This is a genomic window from Wolbachia endosymbiont of Armadillidium arcangelii (assembly GCF_040207875.1).
GTDB lineage: Bacteria > Pseudomonadota > Alphaproteobacteria > Rickettsiales > Anaplasmataceae > Wolbachia.
Genome location: NZ_CP157942.1, coordinates 1,031,058 through 1,055,025, shown reverse-complemented (window position 1 = coordinate 1,055,025; position 23,968 = coordinate 1,031,058). Strand labels below are relative to the sequence as shown.

General features: G+C 35.0%; 19 protein-coding genes and 5 pseudogenes. 10 read left to right on the top strand and 14 right to left on the bottom strand.

Annotated features, from left to right (window positions below; genetic code table 11):
• Positions 1-50 precede the first annotated feature (50 nt).
• Genes ABLO99_RS05305 through murE form a run of 3 tightly spaced genes read left to right on the top strand, consistent with a single transcriptional unit; the run spans position 51 to position 3,076 of the window.
• Complete coding sequence (locus tag ABLO99_RS05305; protein WP_349967080.1) at positions 51-335, top strand: BolA family protein; 285 nt, start codon at positions 51-53, stop codon at positions 333-335.
• A gap of 7 nt (positions 336-342) precedes the next feature.
• On the top strand, positions 343-1,575 hold the full coding sequence (metC, locus tag ABLO99_RS05300) for a cystathionine beta-lyase (protein WP_349967078.1): 1,233 nt from the start codon (positions 343-345) through the stop codon (positions 1,573-1,575).
• A complete protein-coding gene (murE, locus tag ABLO99_RS05295; RefSeq protein WP_349967076.1) occupies positions 1,544-3,076 on the top strand; it encodes a UDP-N-acetylmuramyl-tripeptide synthetase in 1,533 nt (510 codons plus the stop codon). The genes metC and murE overlap by 32 nt, the downstream gene beginning before the upstream one ends.
• Positions 3,077-3,214: 138 nt before the next feature.
• Here murE and ABLO99_RS05290 read toward each other — a convergent pair whose 3' ends face one another.
• From ABLO99_RS05290 to ABLO99_RS05275, 4 genes and pseudogenes are all read right to left on the bottom strand, one after another.
• The gene (locus ABLO99_RS05290) at positions 3,215-3,535 is read right to left on the bottom strand and encodes an ankyrin repeat domain-containing protein (protein WP_047758843.1); all 321 of its coding nucleotides are present in this window, start codon (positions 3,533-3,535) and stop codon (positions 3,215-3,217) included.
• Positions 3,536-3,626: 91 nt separating this feature from the next.
• Entirely contained in the window at positions 3,627-4,574 is a 948-nt protein-coding gene (trxB, locus tag ABLO99_RS05285; protein WP_047758842.1) for a thioredoxin-disulfide reductase, read from the bottom strand.
• Positions 4,561-5,160: a peroxiredoxin gene (locus tag ABLO99_RS05280; RefSeq protein WP_047759079.1), complete on the bottom strand. Its 600-nt coding sequence runs from the start codon at positions 5,158-5,160 to the stop codon at positions 4,561-4,563. Before ABLO99_RS05280 ends, trxB begins: the two co-directional genes overlap by 14 nt.
• 302 nt (positions 5,161-5,462) lie before the next feature.
• Positions 5,463-6,101 (bottom strand): annotated as a pseudogene (locus ABLO99_RS05275) (IS5/IS1182 family transposase); the annotation flags it as partial.
• A gap of 85 nt (positions 6,102-6,186) precedes the next feature.
• Here ABLO99_RS05275 and tnpC point away from each other — a divergent pair.
• Complete coding sequence (gene tnpC / locus ABLO99_RS05270) at positions 6,187-7,533, top strand: IS66 family transposase (protein ID WP_349967072.1); 1,347 nt, start codon at positions 6,187-6,189, stop codon at positions 7,531-7,533.
• 127 nt (positions 7,534-7,660) lie between these two features.
• Here tnpC and ABLO99_RS05265 read toward each other — a convergent pair.
• The 7 genes and pseudogenes from ABLO99_RS05265 to ABLO99_RS05235 form a co-directional block, all read right to left on the bottom strand.
• Positions 7,661-8,337 (bottom strand): annotated as a pseudogene (locus ABLO99_RS05265) (transposase); the annotation flags it as partial.
• 129 nt (positions 8,338-8,466) lie between these two features.
• Entirely contained in the window at positions 8,467-9,975 is a 1,509-nt protein-coding gene (purH, locus tag ABLO99_RS05260) for a bifunctional phosphoribosylaminoimidazolecarboxamide formyltransferase/IMP cyclohydrolase (RefSeq protein ID WP_349967070.1), read from the bottom strand.
• An 80-nt stretch (positions 9,976-10,055) separates the two neighbouring features.
• Positions 10,056-10,955, bottom strand: coding sequence for a methionyl-tRNA formyltransferase (gene fmt, locus ABLO99_RS05255; RefSeq protein ID WP_047758840.1), 900 nt, complete (start codon positions 10,953-10,955; stop codon positions 10,056-10,058).
• 19 nt (positions 10,956-10,974) lie between these two features.
• Positions 10,975-11,340, bottom strand: a complete 366-nt coding sequence (rplT, locus tag ABLO99_RS05250; RefSeq protein WP_349967068.1) for a 50S ribosomal protein L20 — start codon at positions 11,338-11,340, stop codon at positions 10,975-10,977.
• 21 nt (positions 11,341-11,361) lie between these two features.
• A complete protein-coding gene (gene rpmI, locus ABLO99_RS05245; RefSeq protein ID WP_047758838.1) occupies positions 11,362-11,568 on the bottom strand; it encodes a 50S ribosomal protein L35 in 207 nt (68 codons plus the stop codon).
• A 90-nt stretch (positions 11,569-11,658) separates the two neighbouring features.
• Positions 11,659-12,102, bottom strand: coding sequence for a PAS domain-containing protein (locus ABLO99_RS05240; RefSeq protein WP_349967066.1), 444 nt, complete (start codon positions 12,100-12,102; stop codon positions 11,659-11,661).
• A 222-nt stretch (positions 12,103-12,324) separates the two neighbouring features.
• Positions 12,325-12,858, bottom strand: a complete 534-nt coding sequence (locus ABLO99_RS05235) for a hypothetical protein (protein WP_349967064.1) — start codon at positions 12,856-12,858, stop codon at positions 12,325-12,327.
• 48 nt (positions 12,859-12,906) lie between these two features.
• On the opposite strand from ABLO99_RS05235, the pseudogene ABLO99_RS05230 reads away from it, so the two are divergent.
• Positions 12,907-13,744 (top strand): annotated as a pseudogene (locus ABLO99_RS05230) (IS630 family transposase).
• 278 nt (positions 13,745-14,022) lie between these two features.
• Here ABLO99_RS05230 and ABLO99_RS05225 read toward each other — a convergent pair.
• Complete coding sequence (locus ABLO99_RS05225; RefSeq protein ID WP_349967063.1) at positions 14,023-14,184, bottom strand: hypothetical protein; 162 nt, start codon at positions 14,182-14,184, stop codon at positions 14,023-14,025.
• The gene (locus tag ABLO99_RS05220) at positions 14,153-15,031 is read right to left on the bottom strand and encodes a hypothetical protein (RefSeq protein ID WP_349967061.1); all 879 of its coding nucleotides are present in this window, start codon (positions 15,029-15,031) and stop codon (positions 14,153-14,155) included. Before ABLO99_RS05220 ends, ABLO99_RS05225 begins: the two co-directional genes overlap by 32 nt.
• A gap of 195 nt (positions 15,032-15,226) precedes the next feature.
• Here ABLO99_RS05220 and alaS point away from each other — a divergent pair, with 195 nt between their 5' ends.
• The 3 genes and pseudogenes from alaS to ABLO99_RS05205 all read left to right on the top strand — a co-directional run bounded on the left by alaS (position 15,227) and on the right by ABLO99_RS05205 (position 19,419).
• Positions 15,227-17,818, top strand: a complete 2,592-nt coding sequence (alaS, locus tag ABLO99_RS05215; protein WP_349967059.1) for an alanine--tRNA ligase — start codon at positions 15,227-15,229, stop codon at positions 17,816-17,818.
• A pseudogene (locus ABLO99_RS05210) lies at positions 17,808-18,057 on the top strand (transposase); the annotation flags it as partial. The gene alaS and the pseudogene ABLO99_RS05210, both read left to right, overlap by 11 nt.
• 84 nt (positions 18,058-18,141) lie before the next feature.
• Positions 18,142-19,419: pseudogene (locus ABLO99_RS05205) on the top strand (IS4-like element ISWpi18 family transposase).
• A gap of 184 nt (positions 19,420-19,603) precedes the next feature.
• On the opposite strand, the gene ABLO99_RS05200 reads toward ABLO99_RS05205, so the two are convergent.
• Positions 19,604-20,833, bottom strand: coding sequence for a hypothetical protein (locus tag ABLO99_RS05200; protein WP_349967057.1), 1,230 nt, complete (start codon positions 20,831-20,833; stop codon positions 19,604-19,606).
• Positions 20,834-21,484: 651 nt separating this feature from the next.
• Here ABLO99_RS05200 and ABLO99_RS05195 point away from each other — a divergent pair.
• The gene (locus tag ABLO99_RS05195; RefSeq protein WP_349967054.1) at positions 21,485-22,891 is read left to right on the top strand and encodes a cytochrome ubiquinol oxidase subunit I; all 1,407 of its coding nucleotides are present in this window, start codon (positions 21,485-21,487) and stop codon (positions 22,889-22,891) included.
• Positions 22,884-23,906 (top strand): cytochrome d ubiquinol oxidase subunit II, encoded by a 1,023-nt coding sequence (cydB, locus tag ABLO99_RS05190; protein ID WP_349968485.1) that lies wholly within the window; start codon positions 22,884-22,886, stop codon positions 23,904-23,906. Before ABLO99_RS05195 ends, cydB begins: the two co-directional genes overlap by 8 nt.
• Positions 23,907-23,968 lie beyond the last annotated feature (62 nt).

Below are 23,968 nucleotides of genomic sequence, written 5' to 3'. Positions count from 1 at the left end.
TGGAATGACAAGAGGAAAGCTGTACCATATTGTTGGTTAAAGGAACCATTATGGATATTATTAAAACGATAGAAGAAAAGCTACGCGGTTCAATAAGTGTAGTTGATATTAATATTATCGATGAATCAGCGAAGCATGCAGATCATTATTTTGCTTCGTCTTCAACACTACCTTCACATATCAAATTAGTATTAATATCTAACGACTTTTCTGGAATGAGCTCTTTAAAGAGGCATAAATTGATCTATGAATTATTAAAGAGTGAAATAGAACGAGTACATGCGATTTCTCTTAACTTATATACGCAAAGTGAATATAATTTAAAAAATAAATAGTAGAAACGTGAGAGGAGAGTCTTTATTAGTTAAAGCAGGGAGAAAATTTAATGATTATAAAGGATCGATGAACCCACCAGTTTATCATTCTTCTACCATATTATTTCCTACTTACAAGGATTACTTAAGTGCAGCGAATGGGGAGAGTATATATGATGTGATCAATGATGGTGTTGCAAGGGATTACAGCTATAGTAATGTTGGTACGCCTACTGTTCATTATTTTTCAAATGCACTGGCTGAAATTGAGGGTAGGGGACAAGCACTCATCTACCCTTCTGGATTATTTGCACTTACTTTTGCTATTTTGACTTTCACTAAAGCAGGTTCGCATGTCTTGATACAAGATAATAGTTATTATAGGCTCAAGAGATTTGCCGAAAATGAACTACCAAAAAGAGGAGTAGAAGTAACTTTCTATGATCCAACGCAGGATATAACTGATTTAATTCAGAGTAACACTTCACTCATCATGATTGAGACTCCTGGTTCTATAACGTTTGAGATTTCGAATATAGAGCATATAGTAAAAGTCGCTAAAGAACGTGGAATCGTAACTGTTTGCGACAATTCATGGGCCACTCCTTTATTATTTAAGCCGCTTGATTATGGAGTTGATGTTACACTATATGCGGTGACAAAGTATCTAGCCGGTCACTCAGATTTAGTGATGGGAGCTATTATTGCTGAAGGTGAAATTTTTAAATTGCTTTATGAGAGCTATAAAAATTATGGAGTAACCATTCAATCGCACGACTGCTACCTTGCACATCGGGGGCTAAGAACACTGCACACACGTATGAAAAGGCACAGAAATACAGCAATGGAAGTGGCAAAGTGGCTGGAAAAACATCCAAAAGTCAAAAAAGTCTTATACCCGGCACTTTTTTCCTATCCTCAGCATGATTTATGGAAAAGTTATTTCAAAGGAGCAAGTAGCGTATTTAGTATAGTACTGGATAGAGAATATTCATGTGAGAAACTAAGCTGCATGGTTGATCATATGAAAGTTTTCGGCATCGGTGCTTCTTGGGGAGGGTGCGACAGTTTGATATTACCAATAGATCATAGATCTATGTCAAGATCTGTAATGAATTCAGATTATGATGGAAGTTTTGTGCGAATATTTTGCGGATTAGAAGATCCTGAAGATTTGATTTTTGACTTGGATGCTGCATTAGTAAGACTGCCATGTTCAAGCATTAAAAATGATTGTGAGACTGAAAGAGCTACTGCATAACATTGTAAATGTTGATTTTGATATTGAAATCAAAGGCGTCACATGTAATCCTAAGAGAGTCAAAGAAGGTTATCTTTTTGTTTGTGCGTCAGAAAGGAACAGGATTTTCATAGATCAGATATTATCTTGTGGAGCTAAAGCGATAATTGCAAGTGATTGCATAGCAAATGGTGTCATTCCAGTGCCCAGACACTGGGATCCAGAAAATTTAATTGCAAATGAGCATACTAGGCAATTGCATAATGAAAACTGGATTCCAGTGTCTGCTACTCAAATGACAGATACTCCAAGTTTTGCAGTGCTTTACCACCCAAACCCTCAAGAAATATACAGCGAAATAGTCAGCAGGTTTTATCAATTCAAGCAGCCAAAATATGTTGCTGCTGTAACAGGCACAAATGGCAAGACTTCAGTAGTAGAATTTTGCCGCCAGATTTGGCAAGATAATGCAGCATCTATAGGAACACTTGGAACATGTATCAATAATGGCAGAAAAGGTAATAGCAACAGTCTTACCACTCCAGGTGCAGATGAACTTTACGCAACATTGCGTGGTATAAATGTAGAACACTTAGTATTGGAATCATCAAGTCATGGAATTGATCAATACAGAATCCACGGACTTAGGCTCGCTGCTGCAGCTTTTACTAATTTCTCTCAAGATCATTTAGACTATCACAAAAGTATCGATGAGTATTTTGAGGCTAAAAAAAGGTTGTTTTGTGAGGTATTGCCAAAAGAAAAAACAGCGATTTTAAATGCAGATATAGGCGAATACGGAGAGTTGCTCAACATAGCTGAAAAGCGTGGCAACAAAATTATAACCTATGGAAAAGCAGCTTCTGACATTGCTTTAATAAAGCAAATACCAACTCAAAGTGGCCAACATCTGACAATTAAAATCGGTGGTGAAATTTATGATACGTTTTTTCCACTTCTAGGGCAATTTCAGGCGTATAATTTGCTGTGTGCAATTGGCATAGTTATCTCATCTGGAGTGGAATATCAAAGGATATGTATAGACAAACTCGCTTCTCCACCAGGGAGAATGGAAAAAGTGAAGCCTTTTGCATTTGTGGATTATGCGCACACTCCAAGTGCACTTAAACAGGCTCTGTTGTCTTTAAAATGGCACTTTAACAAAAAAATAGTTCTAGTGTTCGGTTGTGGTGGAAATCGTGATCAAACAAAACGTGCAGAAATGGGTAAAATAGCACAAATGTGTGCGGACAAAGTAATAATCACAGATGACAATCCGCGTGATGAAGATCCGGCAAAAATTCGCCATGATATTTTACTACATTGCCCTGATGCACTGGAGATAGGAGGTAGGAGAGAAGCTATAGAGAAAGGAGTAGATATTGCCTATAACGAGGGTATGATTCTGCTGGTCGCAGGAAAAGGACATGAGAAATTTCAAATTTTAGGAAGCCAAACTTTTGAATTTAGTGATGTTGAGGTTATTAGAAAGAGCCAAAAAAATGAGTTATTTTTGAGCTGAGCGAAGCCACCTAAGGTGAAGAGGAAGGAGGAATGTATATAATATGTTTATAGAGTTGTTTTTTACTATAACGTTGAAAAATCGTAGAGAATAGTGTATACTATTAACACTTTTTAAGTGGGTTTCCTATGCCTTTTTCTAAATTTCTAGATCCAAAATTAGAGTATTGCGTTCTTTAGTTTCTTGAGCATTAATATTTAAATTTTGATGTTGTAAAAGCAACATCATCATTTTTAAACATATAGGGCTGTCATCACCATTCATGATAATAGTCATTAGTGGTGTATATCCCGCATCAAACGCATTAACATCCGCACCTTCTTCCAGAGCTTGTTTAAAATCTTCTAGAATTTCATCATCAATTGCCTTAAATAACTTTTTTGTTGATGCACTGAACTGTCCTAATGCTGTACCATCAACAAATCTTCTTCCAAAAGCTACATTGTTTTCAAAAGGCATACTAAATTCTCCTCATCTTATAATTTATTAACACAATTATAAAAAAAACAAAGAAAATTGCAAGCAATTTAATTGAAAACTTTAAAACTAGTTATGATTCTAAAAACTTTTCCGCATCAAGTGCAGCCATGCACCCTGTTCCTGCAGCAACTACTGCCTGGCGATATACCTTATCTTGAACATCACCAGCAGCAAACACTCCTGCCCTACTGGTTAGAGTTGTCCCAGGTTTCGTAATTATATAACCTTGCTGATCCATTTCAACAAAGCCCTTAAAAATACCTGTATTTGGTGCATGCCCAATTGCAATGAACACACCATCCACTTTCAACTCCTGAACTTCATTGGTTTCCGTCGATTTAATTGTAATGCCAGTAACTTTTTTAGGATTTTCTTCCCCAAGAATTTGCTCCACGGTATGGTTCCACATTATTTTTATCTTATCATTTTTAAAGAGTCTATCTTGCATTACTTTTTCCGCTCTTAATGAATTACGCCTGTGTATTAATATTACTTCTTTGGCAAATCGAGTTAAAAATATTGCCTCTTCAACGGCAGTATTTCCACCACCAATCACAACTACAACTTTATTCTTAAAAAATGCGCCATCACAAGTTGCACATGCTGAAACTCCATAACCTTGAAATTTCTTTTCACTCTCCAGATCAAGCCACTTTGCTTGCGCACCAGCTGCGATTATAATTGCATCTGAATAGTAGTCATTACTATTACCAAAGGACTTGAATCTATACTCATTAGAATCCTCAAATTGTTCAACGCTTTTTATTTCGTCATCTATTATCCTTGCCCCCACCTTCTCTGCATGCAACCTCTTTTGTTCCATGAGTTCTGGACCTTGTATAGAAATAAAACCTGGATAGTTTTCAACATCAGTAGTAATTGTAAGTTGGCCACCAGGTTGCATTCCTGTTGTTACAATTGGCTCTAAATTTGCACGTGCTGCATATATAGCAGCAGCATAACCCGCTGCCCCAGATCCAATAATAAGAACTTTTGTACTAAATCTATAATTCTGCACTGTGTGAGTTTAGATAATCAGCCACTCCTTCATCGCTTGCCTGCATTGCAGGCTTGCCTTTTTTCCACCCTGCTGGACATACTTCACCATGCTCTTCATTATGTTTTATTGCATCAATAATTCTAATAAACTCATCGACATTACGTCCTAAAGGTAAATCATTTATCGATTGATGACGCACAACAAACTTATCATCAATAATGAAAGTTGCTCTTAGTGCAATTGAGTCATCATGTAATACTCCATAATCTCTTGCTATAGCTTTTTTAAGGTCAGATACTAAAGTGTAGCTAATCTCTCCAATGCCACCATCATTAACTGGAGTCTCTCTCCATTTAAAATGTGAGAATTTTGAATCTACACTTAACCCTATAACTTCAACACCACGTTTTGAAAAGTCTTCTATTTTGTTACTAAGTGATATCAACTCAGTTGGACAGACAAAAGTAAAATCAAGCGGATAGAAAAAAAGGACAGCATACTTATCCTTTATATGTTTACCCAAGCAGAAGTCGTCAACTATTTTTCCGTTAGCGAGAACAGCAGGAGCAGTGAAATCGATAGCGGATCTTGTTACAAGATTCATAACTAACCTATTCATTTTCAATATTTACAATTTTACACCTTGATACATTTATATGCAAGTTTTCTTTAGCCCCAATCCTATAAAAACTTCCTTTTACGTTTGTAAAAATGTTATGATAAGAGCTAACTTTCGTGAGCAAGGAAGTAGTTTATATCCAAATATTACTATTTTCCACCTTTTCTCTTTTCAATTTGTGCAACCATTTCTTTTGCATTTATATTCATGGAAGGTAAATTTTTGCTGGCAAGATGGTTGATTGAAAGACCCACTGCGAAACGGTATGCAACTAATTTCAGCATGAGTTAGGCGAACAGCAGGATCAATAAAAACCCATGTCTGAGGTTTACCAGATCAGCAATTATTCATGTTGTATTTCTTCTGAAAATTGCGATAGGTATGCGACATAAAATCTTAATTTCACAGATTTTATGCTCTACCTAAATGATACCAGCTTCCGATTGTTGATCATCCGTCAGCCCGATACCTTTTATGTGGAATTACAACGTTACTCTCAATTTTTGCCACCCCAGAATCTGCATACTTTACATTCTCTTTTGGCAACATTTTTTCCTGTTTTCGTATCTTAAAATCGTGCTCTGTGTGACACTGATAGAATTTGCCCATCTTCTTTTATAACGATTTCTGCTTTCATTGTGTTTACTCTTTTCTTTCCAGAATAAGACAATTTTTCTATCTTTTTGCCGTTGTATTGGTTACATCTGCTAATATCTTCAAAATTCTTTCTGGCCTGTCCTTTTTTATTGAGATTTTTTTAGCCAAAAGTGGTTCCATTTTCTTGAATAATCGGCAAATGTTTGAGTTATACAAGTTACTCAAGAATCGGTGTGTTATATAAGTTTGATAATACAGAGGATTTTGCCTTCCAATACAGGCAATTTTGACGTTCTTCCATGACATTTCTTCTGTTTTTCAACCTTTTCCCGCGTAACCGTTCACGGAGATAAAGTGGTTTACAAAGTAAGTATAAAAGTGTAAAGAAATAGGAAGCTAAATATGGAATGGTAAATGATAACAGTGCTGCAAGAGAGGGTTGTGGCAGAAAACGTTAATCTCAAGGAAGAAATAAAAGCGCTGATCAGAGAAAATGATAGCTTGAAAGCAAAAATAGTTGAATTAGAAGACAAATTGGGCTTAAATTCGCAAAATTCATCGCTACCACCGTCACGAGATATATATCGTAAGAAAGCAAAAAAGAAAAGTGATAAAAAACCAGGAGGTCAGCCAGGACATAAGGTGCATAAGCGTAAATTAATGGCTGCAGATGAGGTAGTGAGCTGCACAATTGATACGATTTGTATGTGTGGAGGTAAGGTTATTTTAGAAGATGAAATTATTCATCAGAAGGCAGAGTTGCCAGAAATTAAGCCAATTATAACTGAGTACAGATTGCAAAGAGGACGTTGTAGAGTATGTAAAAAAAGAATTACAGCAAATTTACCCGAAGGTGTTGCAAGAGATCTTCTAGGGTCTAATGCTAAAGCGATCATAAGCAGCCTTAGCGGCTTTTTTATTAACTCAAAAAGAGAGGTACAGCAAATTTTAGGCAGTATTTTTAATCTAAATATAAGCCTTGGTTTAGTTTCAAATACTGAACGCAGGGTATCGAAGAAGTGTGCATCTGAATATGAAAAAATGAAGGAAGAGTTGCAAGAAAGCGAATATTTGCATATAGACGAAACAGATCAAGGAAAGAGAGGCTGGAGTTGGGTAATAACGAACAAAGCGTTGACACTTCTGAGGGTAACTGAGTCTCGTGGTAAGAAGGTGTTGAAGAGTTTACTGCCAGAATATGATGGTATAGTTGTGAGCGATAGATACGCTGTATACAATTACTTCAATCGTGAAAATAGACAGATATGTTGGGCACATTTGGCAAGAGATTTTGAGAGATTTGCCCATAGTAAAAATGTTGAAGTAAGCAAAATTGGCCAAGCACTAAAATCGCTCAGCAATAAGGTGTTTGTAGTAGATAAGGCAAAAAAACAAAATTTGATAGATAATTTGAGATTTTATCGACTGATGCGAAAAATTCAGAAAAGGGTAAAACATTTTTTACGTAAAATGACGAGGGTTGTAAATAGCACTCAAGCTTCAAGAATGGCCGCTAAGATGTTACGGTCTGAGGATATGATGTGGAAGTTTTTAAGAAAACCTGAAGTGATAGAAACAACCAACAACCTTGCAGAACGGCAAATTAGACGGTACGTAATTTATCGTAAAAACAGCTTTTTCACCTGGTCAGAACGTGGAGAAAGATTCGTGGAAAGAATGTTGTCGATATTTTTGACATCACGTCTAAATGGCCAGAACCCCTTTCAAAAGCTACAGAATCTAGTAGCTGTCACTGCTTAGTTCTTTATTCATTCTCACAATCCGTGAACGGTTACTCATTAAGATCTGGTGTGAATCGCAATAGTGCTATTTTAAATCCCTGTAAAAAGATTAGGGAGTGTTAAATAAACTGTGTCAAACCGAATTTTTAATTCAACTCGATTTTCAATCTACCAGAAAAGAAGATGTCAAGTTGAGACATAGTTAAAAGGCAAAGTTGTAGTCCACTTTTACTCTACTTTTTTTATAGCACAATATACCTGCTTATACAAGGCATTTGTGTTGGTAAATTTTCTGATCTGCCTATGCAGCCCCTCAATAGGATTAGTAGTATAAATTAGCTTCCTAACTGGCCCAGAATACTTAAAATAACCAGACAAATTTTCCCAATTGTTTTGCCACGATTTTGTAACCAAGGGATATTTTTTCACTCCATTTTTCTTCCAGCTCAAGCAAATAATTCTCGGCAATTTCTCTGCTTGCAGCACGGTATACTTTTTTCAGATCATTCATGAAAACTTTCACATCTTTACTGGATACATATTTCAGTGAATTCCTTATCTGATGCACTATACATTTCCGCATTAGCTATTTATCGCTGTAGGAAAGCTTTTTAATACATGCAGTCCTCTACTCCTCTCTCTTTAAGGTCATTTAGCACTCCCAACTAAAACTTCGCTTTCAGCCAAATAAAACTTCTTTTCTGCCATTTTGCTAATATGTTATACATGCATCTACTCACACAACTCCTTAAAAAACCATGAACACTATTGGATACATTGATTGCAGTGGGCGGCTGCGTCATTCATTGATTACTGGCAGTAGTAATGTTTGATATTTCTGCTATAGCTAACCAGTGTCAGCTGACGTCATTCTTGATCTCTTATATCACACAATGTTCGTACAGTTATGGTGGTATGATATGGAAAAATCTCTAGCCATAAGACACAAAGCCTAATGGAAAAAACTGCGAACGCCAGTGAAAAACATAGCAATTTTATTCTCATTTGCAGCTGCTATCACATCTTGATCTTTCAACGAACCGCCAGGCTGAATTATAGCTGTGATCCCATGTTTTGCACTTTCTACTATGCTATCTGGGAATGGAAAAAATGCATCTGAAGCAAGTACCGCGCCTTTACATTTTTCACCTGCTTTTTTTACTGCAATATTTACACTATCTATTCTGCTTGTTTGTCCTGCACCAATGCCAATAGCACAACCGCCTTTTGCTATCACTATTGCATTGGATTTTACGTGTTTACATATTTTCCAAGCAAAAATAAGGTCCTCTTTTTCTGTTGTAGTACATTCTATTACTTGACTCATTTCTCCTATTGCGTGGTTATTATTTTCTTGCACTAAGAACCCGCCAACAACATTTTTAATTTGGTACTTCTCATTTTGTTGGAAAGATTTATGAATAATCACTCTTAAATTTTTCTTTCTTTGCAAAATTTTTAGTGCTTCATTGCTGACTGAAGGTGCTATCACTACTTCCAAAAATATCTCGTTTAATTTTTCTGCTAGCTTTAAATCTATCTCCCGATTTAAGGCAACTATGCCACCAAAACTGCTTATTTCATCACACGATAGAGCCTTTTCATATACCTCCAAAGCATTATTGCCAACAGCAGCACCACATGGGTTATTGTGCTTTATTATCACTGCTGCAGGCTCTTTAAACTCAGAAATTATGTTAAGTGCGGACTCTATATCTACTATATTATTATAACTCAACTCTTTTCCATGTATTTTTTCCAGCGGATATTTGGTAAATTGATTGCTATAAAATGCAGCTTTTTGATGAGGATTTTCACCATACCTGAGTTCTTGTACTTTATGTCCATATAGTGCAAAAAACTCTGGCAATTCATTATTTTTACTCTGGGATAAAAACCAACTGTGAATGTTAGAATCATAGTGTGCAGTGAGAGCAAACGCTTTAGTTGCCAAATGTTTTCTACATTCCAATGTTGTTTCACTGTTATTTTTTATCATCTCAGCTTTTAGTGTTTCATAATCTTGAGTGCTAGAAATGACTGAAGTAAAATGAAAATTTTTTGCTGCAGCTCTAATTAATGCCACTCCACCAATATCTATTTGTTCTATGATTTCCTCCTCACTTGAGCCACCACTTACTGTTTCCCAAAATGGGTATAGGTTAGTTATAAGCAGGTCTATCGGCTCAATATCTAGATTTTTTATCTCCGTTTTGTGTTTTTCTCTATTACAAAGTATTCCTCCATGAATTTTAGGATGTAAAGTTTTCACTCTACCACCTAGTATCTCTGGAAATTGTGTGTAATCTGAAACTTCTCGTGTTTTTATTCCGGCATCAGATAGCACTTCATAAGTATTGCCCGTTGAAAGAATTTCTATTTGTTGCTGCATTAGAAATGATGCAAGGTCAATTATATTTGTTTTATCATATACTGATATTAAAGCTCTTTTAATTTTCATTTTCATATGGAAGGTTTTTTAAGATTATATCTAAGAAAAAGAAATTTAGCTATTACATTTCTGTACTAATTCAAAGTAGTTTATTCTATAAATTTTTTTGTCACACTTGACTTTAAGCCACGAACGAAGTCTTCAATACTGCAAGGATTTCTTCCTTCCATTTGTACAACCTTAGGAATTAAAGTGCCGCCTCTTAAACTTATATGTATATTATCGTTAATAATCTTGCCATGTTCTGAAGCAGAAGCTTCAAAGTCAGCATCAAGTATCCTGATACGTTTATTCTCTATCTTAATGAATGCTTTTGGATAAAAAGCTTTAACTTTTCTATAAGCAACTTCACAGGTATCACTTGCGTAAATTTGATAGTCTTCTACTTTGTCAGCGTAACACGCGTCATTATCATTCTGTTTTAAGGGAACCTGCTTTTCAATTTCGTTTAGCACTTCCAGCAGTAAATCACTACCTAATTCAGACAATTTATCATGCAACGTCTTGTAATTATCGTTCTTTTCAATAAGAAGTTTTCTCTGTTTGAAAACAGGGCCAGAATCTAATCCTTCATCCAATTGCATGATACTGATCCCAGTTTCTTGATCCCCTGCTAAAATTGCATGCTGTATCGGAGCTGCACCGCGCCACCTAGGTAGCAATGAAGGATGAATATTAATACAATCATATTTTGGAATATTCAAAATTCCTTTTGGTAGTATCAATCCATACGCAGCAACAACTGCAACGTCTGGCTTAAAATTTCTAAACTTTTCTTCCTCTACTGGAGATTTTAGAGAGGCAGGGATACATACCTCCATGTCACTTTTTTCAGCAACAACATGTACTGGAGATTTTGTTAGTCTCTGCCCACGCCCTGAAGGTTTTGGTGCCTTGGTATATACTGCTACTATTTTGTTGTGCGATTTCAATAGTAAGTTTAACGTACTAACCGCAAACTCCGGTGACCCCATGAAAATAATTCTCATGTTTTCAAGTGTTTTTGCTTTAAGAATTTTCTGCTAATTTGCTATTTACAGTTTCTATTAATTTAGCAAAATTATCCTTATAATTAACAGCCATCTCAGCAAGAATTTTTCTGTTTAAATCAATTTTAGCAAGTTTAAGACCATGCATAAACCTACCATAAGTAAGCCCATATTCTCTTGCTGCTGCATTAATACGTATTATCCACAAGCCACGAAAATCACGTTTGCGATTTCTTCTATCTCTATAAGCGTACTGCAGTGCTTTTTCAACTCTTTGTAATGCAATTCTATAACAATTCTTTGCCCGTCCTCTATAACCCTTTGCTAATTTCAATATCTTTTTATGACGAGCATGAGTATTGACTCCACATTTTACCCGAGCCATTTTTATTTTACCTCCATTTTATTAAATACCATAAGGCATATAAAGTTTAACTATACGCGAGTCAGATTTATTGAGAATTGCTGTGCCGCGCTGATTACGAATATTAGATTTACTTCTCTTTATCATGCCATGCCTTTTGCCTGACTGAGTAGAGATGACTTTACCCTTAGCTGTAAGGCGAAAGCGCTTTTTAACAGAAGATTTAGTTTTTAATTTTATTTTTGTCATATCCCAAACAAATTTACAAACACCACTATCTAGTTCCTTAGTAGTACAAGTATAGATAATTTTATTAAAGAATCAAATTAAAATTATATTCTAAAGGAGCTTAAATGTAATTACGCCTAATATATGTGTTATACCTTCTTTATCCCCAATTGGCAACAATACTTGCCTCATTTTAACACTTTCACTTTCTTCCTCTTCGTTAATTGGGCATTTACTTTCTATTAGAGCATCAAGTTTATCAATAACTGCACCTATTTTATATAGCAGCAAAAACGGTGCATCAATTGCATACTTATTATCGATAAACATCCTTTTTTCAAAACCATAGAATTCAATGGCTTTTTCTCCTGCATTTTCACAAACATAACCTCGATCTTTAACTTCAATAATAAAACAATGCTGCCATGACTCCATGATTTCTGCAGTGTCTATTTCATGTCTTTCTGGCCATTCCCTATCTGATCCTTTTATATCGCTCCAATGTTGAATAACTACATTCACTATTCTTCTTTCTTTGCCTGCATAATTTTCCATTACAAATTCCATACATAAAACACAGATATGAGGTAAATTTATCGTGAATGTATTGATTTTTTCTTACTAAAGGATGTACATTGTTGAAAATTCTCATCCTGCTTGCACAATAAGTAATGATAAATTAAGTATAATAATTAGAACATCAAAATTATTAAATGAGGAAGTTATAAAAAAAAGTACTGAAAAGAATTCTATTAAAGAGTATTTGGAATATTTTGGCTAATTAATACAATTATCTCTACTTTCTAAGGTTATTACATTTAATAAATTACTAGATGGAGTTTCTTCTTTAGACCTACTATGGCCTTTACTTTTTCTATTACAAAACCAATATTTAAATGGTACAGCTGCTACCACTGCTAACATACCTACTGTTAACACTCCCATATTTTCCTTGTTTGATCGAGATGTTCCCAATAATTTAGGCCTTCTCACATTCGTATCACGAAGTATAAGACTATCTAAAATATTTGTTGTATTTTTAACATTTTCTATATTTTGTGTCATCATTTTATGACTAGCATTTGACTTTTTTATTTCTTCTATTACTTGTTTTAAGTCTGATAGTTCTGTTGTTGCACTTTCAATAGCACTAGCTTCCAGCTTTTGCAAACCCTCCTTACTCGAAAACCCTTTGAGATATTTTTCATAAAATTCTTTGGCATTACATCTTTTATGACTTTGTATTTCTCCACTCTTAAGACCAGAAACAATATCATCAATCATCGATCGATAATTTATAGCTCTTTTCATAATAGTACAAACGAGGTAAAATAAGATTTTATAGTAGTGAAGGTAAGTATGCCAGCAGCATATAGTTATGATTTAAGAAAAAAAGCAATGGAATCACTAGAAGAAGGATAAAGCAGAGAAGCAGTGGCAGCAAGATTTAAAATTGGAAGAACTACGTTATGGGAGTGGCAGCAAAGAAAAAAAGAAACAGGAGATTTTCAGTCAAAAAAACTTGGAAATGGAGGTTATAATCACAAAATTACTGACTGGAATAAATTTACTGAATTTGCTAAAAAATATGGTGGAAAAACTCTATCGGAAATGGCTAAGCTTTGGAGCAATGTTAGTATCCCAACGATTCATCGAGCTCTTAAAAAAATTGGACTCACACGCAAAAAAAGACATATGGATACAAAGAAAGGGACGAAGAAAAACGCGCTGAATTTTTGAAAATTATAGCAACAAAAGAACCTCAAAACTTAGTTTATATAGATGAGTCTGGCATTGATAACACCGAGGACTACCCTTATGGATATTGCCAGAAGGGACAGAGGTTTTATGCCCTAAAATCTGGTAAAAAAATTCAACGAATCAGTATGATTGCAGCCTTAAACGGCAGAAAAATAGTTGTTCCGTTAACATTTGAAGGCCACTGTAATATGTTAATAAATGGTTTGAGCAGTTTTTGACACCGATCTGGACAAACTTTGATAATGCTACTTTTCATAAGTCTAATAAGATTACTGAATTTGCTAAAGGAGTTGGCGCAGAAATTTTATATCTACCGCCTTATTCTCCCGATTTTAACAAAATTGAGCATCATTGGTTTGCTATAAAAAACAGAGCTAGGAAAAACATCCCTCTATTCACATCTTTTCGTCATGCTGTTGATTCCGCTTTTCTATAAGCTTTTCGGACTATTATGAAAAGAGCTATACTTTGGGATTTTCTGCATGCACTATTTCTCCTTCAGCAACAAGTATACGATAAGATGAATCATCAAGCATACATAATTGAGTTTTAAATCACCTCCTCCCAATAGAGAGAAAGATTTATAAAATTTTTTGTAAGTAGTGACCACGAGCAGGTTTCTTTTTCCCCTTTGATTCCAAAGCATTACAAATGCTGGTAGAGCTTAAGGTGCATCCTTGTGATGGCACTGTTGTGCCATCACAATCTGGGATTTTACTCGATGCTAATTTGAGAAGATAGATGCGCTACTGATGTAGCATTGCTGAGCAAAGATTCTCTTTCTTCTGCTTCTGGTGTAGCTCTGGAATGCTCAAGTTGAGCTTGCTCAGAAAGGCTTGCCGTCTCACCATTGCTCCTCTGTGCTTTTTTCAACATCGTAGCTGCCTTCCCTATTTTTTCTGTGCCATATAAAGTATCCTAATCCTGCAAAAGCTACTGCTAGCACTCCACCCAATATACCACCAGCAATCCCTGCTACTGATATTCTTATATATTGTCCTCCATTTATTTCCGGTAATTTAGGCCCTTCCACATCCGTACTATTAAATATAGGATGTTCTAATACTTCTTTTGAATTGCTATCAAAACGGGAAACACTCCTTATATTTTCAGTCGCAATTCCATTGCTAGCATTTGATCTTACTACTTCTCCTACTACGTTGTTAATCTCTTTAGTAGTTGCTTTGCTTGATGCAAAGTCGAATAATTCTGGCTCTTGTTTTTTTAAAGAAGCTGGTTCTATAGTTACATATTCACTATCTTCTTTCATCTGATAATCAACCCCTTCAGTAGTAGATCTTCTCAATTGGTTAATTTGCATATTTTCATCAATTATTTCTTTTAGCTCTTGTGTTACTTCCTTATCCCAAAGCTTTTTTAGATATCTTTCCTTAAATTCTCTATAATCATATTCTTTATTATTTTGTATTTTTCTACTCTTAAGACCTAAAATAATTCCATTTATTATCGATTCACAAATTGCTTGAGGAGTTTCTATTGATTTTACTTCTCCTGTAACAAAGCCTATCTGAGCTACTCTAGAAGATATAGAGAGGTAGTCTATTGTTAAATCCTTTCCTTTAATTGAAAATTCTATCCTTCTGTTTTGTTCTATACTTTCCAAATCAGATGCAATTCTAATTGTTGGACTATCCATCTCCTGCTTATTTGTTGTTTCTCTCTTTCGCATGCTATTCTTAGTGTTTTGGAATTCTTTTGGCATTTTATGCTCCTTAAATTAATTAATAAATATTACTACATATATGATGGATAAATTATTTTTGTCTATAATTTTTATTAAGATTTTTACATAAAAATTATATATATTATTCTAAATAATATATATCAATATTTAGATTGATAAATTGATTTTACTCTCATTACAGCTTATTATGCGTAGATAACCTTAGTAAAAACGATGAAGCTAAACGAAATTAGAGAAAGATTTATAAAATTTTTTGTAAATAATAATCATGAGCAAGTTCCTTCTTCTCCTTTGATTCCAGAGCATGATCCAACACTCATGTTTACAAATGCTGGTATGGTGCAGTTCAAAAACATCTTTACCGGTGCGCAAAAAACTGAAATGAAACGTGCTGTCTCGAGTCAAAAATGTCTCAGAGCAGGCGGTAAACACAATGATCTGGAAAACGTTGGCTATACAACCAGGCACCACACATTTTTTGAAATGCTTGGAAATTTTAGCTTTGGTGATTACTTCAAAGAAACGGCAATAGAACTCGCGTGGAAATTTATCACTGAAGAATTGCCTCTTGATAAAAACAGACTGTCCATAACTGTCTACCACACTGATGATGAAGCATATGAGATTTGGCATAAGATAAGTGGCTTTTCAGATGATAAAATCATCAGAATTGCAACAGATGACAATTTTTGGAGCATGGGCAATGCTGGCCCATGCGGTCCGTGTTCTGAAATCTTTTACGATTATGGAAGTCCTGATTTGCATGAGGACGACGGAATTATTGAAATCTGGAATCTGGTGTTCATGGAATTTAATAAAGATGAGAAAGGTAATTTACAAAAATTACCAAAAAAATGCATCGATACCGGAATGGGTCTTGAAAGAATAGCAGCTGTTATGCAGAAGGTCCATGATAACTATGATATCGACCTATTTTCCGCTCTGGTAAGTAAATCGCAAGAGTACTGTGGAAATAAGGAAAATAAAGTAGCTCATAAGATTATCACAGATCACCTTCGTGCAGCTGCATTTCTCATCGCAGAAGGAGTGCTCCCTGGACACGAAGGCAGAAATTATGTACTACGCAGACTGATCAGGAGAGCAGCACGTTATATTCACCTACTTGGATATAATGATTCTCTATTGCACCTTGTTTTTCCTGCACTCATAGATGGCACAAATTTGGCTTATATGGGAGATGTTTATCCAGAGCTAATCAGAGCTAAAAGCTTAATAGAAACGACGTTAAAATCAGAGGAAGAAAACTTTAAAGACACTTTAATGAAAGGCATTAATCTCTTGGACAAATTTACTGCAGATTTAAAATCAGGTGACACTCTGCCTGGAGAATCAGCATTTAAACTATATGACACTTATGGATTTCCTTTGGATATCACTCTTGATATTTTGAAAGAAAGGAAAATAAATTTTGACCAAAAAGGTTTTGACAATGCAATGAAAGAGCAAAAAGAAAGAGCACGTGCTAATTGGTCTGGATCTGGTGAAAAATCTGTTGAACAAGTATGGTTTAATTTAATTGATCAGTTTGGCAAAACGGAATTTGTTGGTTATGAGCGTGATGAAGTAAAGGACGCAAAAGTACTAGCAATAATTTCCCCTAAAAATGAAATGATTGATTCTGTGAAAGAGGGAGAGAAGATAACCGTTATACTTGATAAAACACCTTTTTATGGTGAGTCAGGTGGACAAGTGGGAGATACTGGAAGTATAATCAAATCTGACAAAAGTATTATCACAGTTGAAAATACCAACAAGATTAACGACCTATATTTACACAGATGTATCGTGAGATCTGGTTCAGTTCGTAAAGGTGACACAGTTACAGCAAGCATTGACAAAGAAAGAAGGCAAAACTTAAAAAGAAACCATTCTGTTACACACCTTTTGCACTTTGCATTGAGGCAAATTTTGGGCGATCATGTCACTCAAAAAAGTTCTCTAGTCGCACCAAATAGACTAAGATTTGACTTCAGTCATAGCATGCCAGTCACTCAGGATCAGCTGTTTTCAGTAGAAGATACAGTAAATTCTCTAATCAGAGAAAACCTTTCTACATCTACAAAAATTCAAGGTATGGATCAGGCAATAGACGAAGGAGCCATGGCTTTATTTGGTGAAAAATATGGTGATAAGGTTAGGGTTATAAAAATTGGAGATTCAAAAGAATTATGTGGCGGTACACACGTGGAGCGTACTGGAGAAATTGGTTTGTTTAAGATAGCAGCAGAATGTTCCGTTGCATCTGGAGTAAGAAGAATTGAAGCTTTAACCGATCAAGAAGCAATTAATTATGTACGCAATAATGAAATTAGCTTAAAAAAAGTTGCAGAATCTGTAAAAGCACCAGTAAATGAAATAATAAGTCGACTCAGTATTTTAAGCCAAGAGCGCAAAGAATTTGAAATCAAAATAAAAAATCTTTATAAAAAGCTTGTCAGTGTAGAGAATATAAAAAGTACCGAAATAAATGGAATAAATTTCGTAAGCCACACTTTCAATGACGTTCCAGTAAGTATAATAAGGGAATTTGTTTTGCAGCAACAAAAACCAAAAACTGTAATAGCCTTCACGGTAACAGAAAAGGATAAAACAGTTTTGATTGTCAAAGTAAGTAAAGACTTGACTGATAAGATCAATGCAAAAGAGCTAGTATCTACTGTAACCGAAAGGGATTGCGGTGGAAATGCCGAACTTGCTCAAATAGGCTGTGATAGCAATAAAATAGATGATGCCATTACAGCTATTTATAGCAAAATAACAGCTTATAAGGACTATTACAGATAATGCTACTTTTCATAAGTCTAATAAGATTACCGAACTTGCTAAAGGGGTTGGTGCAGAAATTTTATATCTGTCTCCGTATTCTCCAGATTTTAACAAAATTGAGCATCATTGGTTTGCTATAAAAAACAGAATCAGGAACTCTATTCACATCTTTTCGTCATGCTGTTGATTCTTTCTTCTTACGACCTTTTTGGACTGTTATGAGAAGGGCTATACTGGTATCACTGCCATTAAGTTAAGGGAAAGTGATGGACTGTATTGTAAAATCAGGTAAGATCCACAAATTAAAAGAAGTAATGACATGAGTAAAAAAAAGAATAATCATGTTTATAAAAAATAAATTGATGAGTTTAAACTTTATAAACGCACACAGAGCATCCTCAAAAGACTTCTCACGAAAAAGAAAGCTGCCCTTCATTAATGTATTTCTCCTGATTTTTAGAAAGAGTGTAAAGTCATTACAAGTAATGCTTAATGAGTTTGTTCTGCATACAAGAAAAGATTACACAATTACGGCAAGTGCATTTACTCAAGCAAGAAAGAAGCTAAAGCATACTGCGTTTTCAGAGTTAAATGATGATATAGTTTCCCTATACTACCAAGATCAGGAATTTAAAACCCACCATGGCTTCAGAGTACTTGCATTTGATGCTTCAATACTGATTCTGCCAAAGAGCGACAAAATAATAGGCGAGTTTGGCTCAAGAGCAGTATGGAATGGAATCCAGAGATTTGAAGACTATACAAGTGCAACCTTTGAAGTTTGCTACGATGTGCTAAATAATATTGCAATAAAATCTGTGCTAAGTAGAGGTGACAGCTATGAGGTTGATTTAGCGATCGGTATGCTTGAATCCATAAAATCAGACGATTTGTTAATCTGTGATAGAGGATACGTATCTTATCGATTTCTTGCTGAGCTTACAGGAAGGAAAATCAATTATATAATTCGCTGTCCAAGTTCGTCTTTCAATGAAATAAACGCTATGTTTAAGCCGGAAAGCCCATCTAGTATGGTGGTAGTGTCTACCGCACCTATTAAAGTAGCAAGACAGCTACGAAAGCTAGGATTACCTGATGAGATGAAATTCAGGTTAGTCAAAATAATACTTTCTTCTGGAGAAGTTGAAGTGTTAGTAACATCTCTGTTAGATGAGCAAAGTTTTACAGTCGAAGAGTTTGAGAGATTATATTACTTGCGCTGGGGAGTAGAAACATTTTTTTCTAGGCTGAAGGGAAGATTAAATTTAGAGAATTTCACAGGAAAAAGTATTGAAACTATCAAGTAGGATTTTTGGTCAACTATCTTCATCAGTAATCTAGAAAGTATCATGATAGAAGATGATGAAGAGACATTGAGCGCACAGAATAGTAAACTAAAAAAAAGCATCAATAAATCTGTCTCATTTAATGCGATTAAAAACTTAGCCTTTGATATTTTTTCTACAGAGTCAGACATAGACTGCATTATGGATCGACTATCACAGTTATTTTTGATGAACACTTTAGTGGTAAGAAAAGGGAGAAGAGTTGATCGTCATAAGATATCTGATATTCGTTCACTCAACTACCAGAAAAGAGCTAGAAAACATGTGTTTTAAATTCAAGATATCTTTTCAGTATCATTGCATTAGTACATTCTTTGCAAAATAACCTGCAATTATTACTTTTTTAAATAACTTGCACTTTTCAGACTCTCTTTTCTTAAAAATTCACCCTAGTATTTACCATAATTATCAATCACTTCAAATTTTTTGTCCAATCTTAACTTCTCTTTCCCTTAACTTAATGGCAGTGGGTACTTAAATCACCTCTATCAAGTTCTTCAGTTACAGACTTTCCATACGCTAGAAATTTATTTAATGAATCAACATCTCTTTTCTCTAATACAGATCGTATATACTCCGCTTGTCTAGAATCCATAAATCCCTTGATTTGATCACAATTAGCTATATCTAATATGGCCCATACTGGCTCCATATAATCCTTTTCCACTAAAGGTGTTAACAAAACTGTGCGAAAAAGAGGGAATTTATCCTCTAGTTCTTCTCTTATCACTAAAGCACGATGACTTTCAAACCCTTCCTTCATCCACATATGCATAAAAAGTTTTACAATTTCATTCACATAAGGTTCTGAATGTTTCTTGATCTCCATATCTAACCAGATATTATAATCATCTTCTGAGACAGAATTTGGACTTAAGAAGTCAAACAATTTTTGAAATTGATCAAAGCGAAGTGCACCCTGTAGCGTGTTTAAGCTACCATAATAACCATTCTCAGCTAAGTCTCTTTTTAGAAGTTCTGGGTATTTATCAGGAGTTATTTGACTAAAACAAAATTCGAATATTTCAGGATAACTATTACAACGGTTCCCTGCTGCATATACCGCTGTCTTCATGAAGATTTCATCCTTTTTCTGTTCGCTCATCTCACTTTCAGGTAATGATTTTATTTTATTCCAAAAGAACTCTACTGCCTGTTCCTGCTTAAAACTCATAGCACATTCAAGCCCATACTCATACGGATGACGACCATTTAAATTTAGTTTAGAAATGTGACCGCTAACAAAATGTGACCAAAAAACTATTAAAAGATTGCCTCCTAGAGTCTTAACTAAGTGACCATAATCCAACAGACTGCTCTTACCTTGAGCTGATAGTTTATCTTTTCTCTCTTCAAATAGAGCAGTAATATCTTCTTCTAGACAATACCGACAGGCAATTTCATATCTCTTGTCAGTGCTAAAGGGATTGTTTAAATCTTGTCCAATCAACTTTTTACCTACCACTTGCCTATCAAGCTTAACTCCGTGTAAATTGTCTACTTTTTTCCAACAATCTTCATTAGACAGCACTTGCGCAAGAAAATTACGTCCTTTCTGGCCACTTTTTTGGTGTAGACGCCAATTTGCATAGCACCAGCGTTCAATTTGAAAAAGCTTAGATGCTCTATAGGGATCATCCTCTTTAATAGACGAAAACAAAACTTTTGGAATATCTGAACGCAGCATAATCACCCCTCTATGAATGGAAAAACATGGAAACTAGTACACCTAGCATACACCATAGTAATTTAATACCACTTTAGGCAAGATATCCTATCTCTAAATTTTGTCAACCCCTAATTTGAAAAAATTTTTTAATCTGAAGTAATTTTCAAAAAAGGCTCTTAATAGGCTTAATATAAGGTCTTTTTTAAATTCTGTTTTTTATAAGTCTACCTTATTCTAAAATAAACTAATATTAATTTAGTACTGTATCTTATTAAGAATTTAATAAACACCCATTTCCAGCGTTCAAAACCAAGGGCGGTGAGAATCGTTCGTTTTGGGATGAGTTGGTCTACCAAACGATACGTGCGAACTTTTCTGTATAGTAATTTTACTATATTGCAAGACCAGCTATATTAGCCTACTTTTTCCACATTTAGATGCGAACCAATTTGCCTAATTTTGTTGCAAAAGTTTCAAACTTTTATTTTCACAATCCTATTTTTATGCAACGTGTTCTCACGAAGGTAGGTACTATTTTTATGTTTTTGAGTAAACAATCGAATTTGCTTTGTTACTAACAGGTACACTTGTTAAAATATTTTGTAAAAAATGAGTTGACTTACAGGCAAATTCGACTATTGTCTACAATGTTATAAGCGTTGGGTAAAAATGTTTGAACTTGACCCTCTACTACTAGCTCGAATTCAATTTGCCTTTACAATAAGCTTTCATATTATATTTCCTGCTCTCACAATTGGGCTTGCAAGTTTTCTAGCCTTTTTGGAATGGCGTTGGCTTAGGACTGGTAATACACATTTCTGTGATATTTATAAATTCTGGATCAAGATTTTTGCTGTTGTTTTTGGCATGGGGGTGGTATCTGGTGTTGTCTTATCTTATCAACTTGGTACAAATTGGTCAGTGTTCTCTGATTGTATAGCTAATGTTCTTGGCCCTCTATTTTGTTTTGAAGTTCTAACAGCTTTTTTTCTAGAAGCATCTTTTTTAAGCATTATGTTGTTTGGGTGGAATAGAGTAAGTCCGCGTATGCATTTTATTTCCACCTGTATTGTTGCAGTGGGAACACTTATTTCAGCTTTCTGGATCATTGCAGCTAATAGTTGGATGCAAACACCCGCTGGATTCTCAGTTAGTGAAAATGGACTTCTATATCCAGTCAATTGGTTAGAGGTGATTTTTAATCCTTCTTTCCCTTATCGTTTTATTCATATGGTAACAGCAGCCTATCTTACAACAGCGTTTGTAGTGGGTGGTGTAGGGGCATTCTATCTTTGGAAAAAACGACATGCTCCTCAAGCAAGAATCATGCTTAGTATGGCAGCTATTATGGTAACTTTGGCTGCACCATTTCAGCTGTTTGTGGGGGATGTACACGGGTTGAATACATTAAAGCATCAACCTGCTAAAATTGCTGCAATGGAAGGCTTATGGAAAACCGAAAAAGGTGCTGGCCTACTTTTGTTTGCTTATCCAGACCAGGAAAACGAAATTAATCACTACGAGGTAAAAATTCCTAATCTTGCCAGCTTGATTTTAACACATGATTTTTTAGGAGAAGTAAAAGGGTTAAAAGAATGGAAAAAGGAAGATAGACCACCTGTAATATGGGTATTTTGGTCCTTCCGTATAATGGTTGGAATTGGAATTTTAATGATTATGATTGGGTTAATTAGTGTTATACAATACTTTCGTGGCAAATTATTCCAAAGTTGCCTCTTGCATGGATGGTGGATATCAATGATGCCTTCTGGGTTCATAGCACTACTTGCAGGTTGGTATACTACTGAAATTGGTCGTCAACCTTACACTGTATATGAAGTTATGCGCACAATCGAATCATTTTCACCTGCGATCATTGGTCCTCAAGTCGCATGGTCTTTGATTACATTTATTGTTATGTATACCCTTATATTTGGAGCAGGTAGTTATTATATTTTGAAACTTATATATAAAGGAATTCCTATCATTAAAGAGAAAGAGCAGTTTTATAAACACGGTATTGAAGCTTCAGTTATTGAGGCTGGTAAATTTGGAAAAAGTAGTAACCATGTTTGATTTTTCTTCATCAATTAATTTACCACTAATCTGGGGGTTGCTAATTGCCACAGCTGTTTTACTTTATGTTGTAATGGATGGATTTGATTTAGGCGTTGGTATTTTACTTCCCTTTGCACCATCAGATAAATGTCGTGATCATATGATAAACTCGATCGCACCATTTTGGGATGGAAACGAAACATGGTTGGTATTAGGTGGTGGAGGATTATTTGCTGCTTTTCCTCTTGCATATTCAATATTAATGCCTGCTTTTTATATTCCAATTATTATTATGTTACTTGGCCTTATCATACGCGGGGTATCCTTTGAGTTTCGTTTTAAGACAGAAGAAAAATACAGGCAATTATGGGATTATGCCTTTCATTATGGGTCACTTGGTGCTGCATTTTGCCAGGGCATGATTTTAGGTGCATTTATATATGGTGTCAAAGTAAACGGACGCAACTTTTCTGGTGGCCAATTTGACTGGGCAAGTGCTTTTAGTGTAATGACAGGAATTGCTGTAATATTTGGATATGCACTTTTAGGTTCTACATGGCTCATAATGAAGACAGAAAGTATAACACAAGTGTGGGTACGCAAGGTTGCTTCCTATACTCTTGGTTTTGTGGGTATCTTCATGGTGCTGGTGAGTGTAGTGACACCATTTTTAAATGAAGGTATTAAAGGCTTTTGGTTTAGTGTGCCAAATTTTTATTATTTATTTTCCATTCCACTATTAACATTTTGGCTATTTTTCGTGCTGTGGTTTGATCTTCAAAATGTTAAACGTGAGTACCGTCCATTTTTTCTTAGTATTGCTATTTTTTTTATGGGATATTTAGGTTTAGGAATTAGCATATATCCATGGATTGTACCCTTTCAATACACTATTCTTGATGCTGCTGCTTCTGGACCAAGTTTATCTTTAATGTTGGTTGTTATAATACCACTTTTACCTCTGATTTTAACCTATACTGGTTACTCATATTATGTTTTTCGTGGAAAATCAAATTATGAACACACATATTAAAGAGTTAGTAGCCTCATGGTTAAAACGTCACTCTCAAATCAAGCAATTGCTCTGGTTTATCA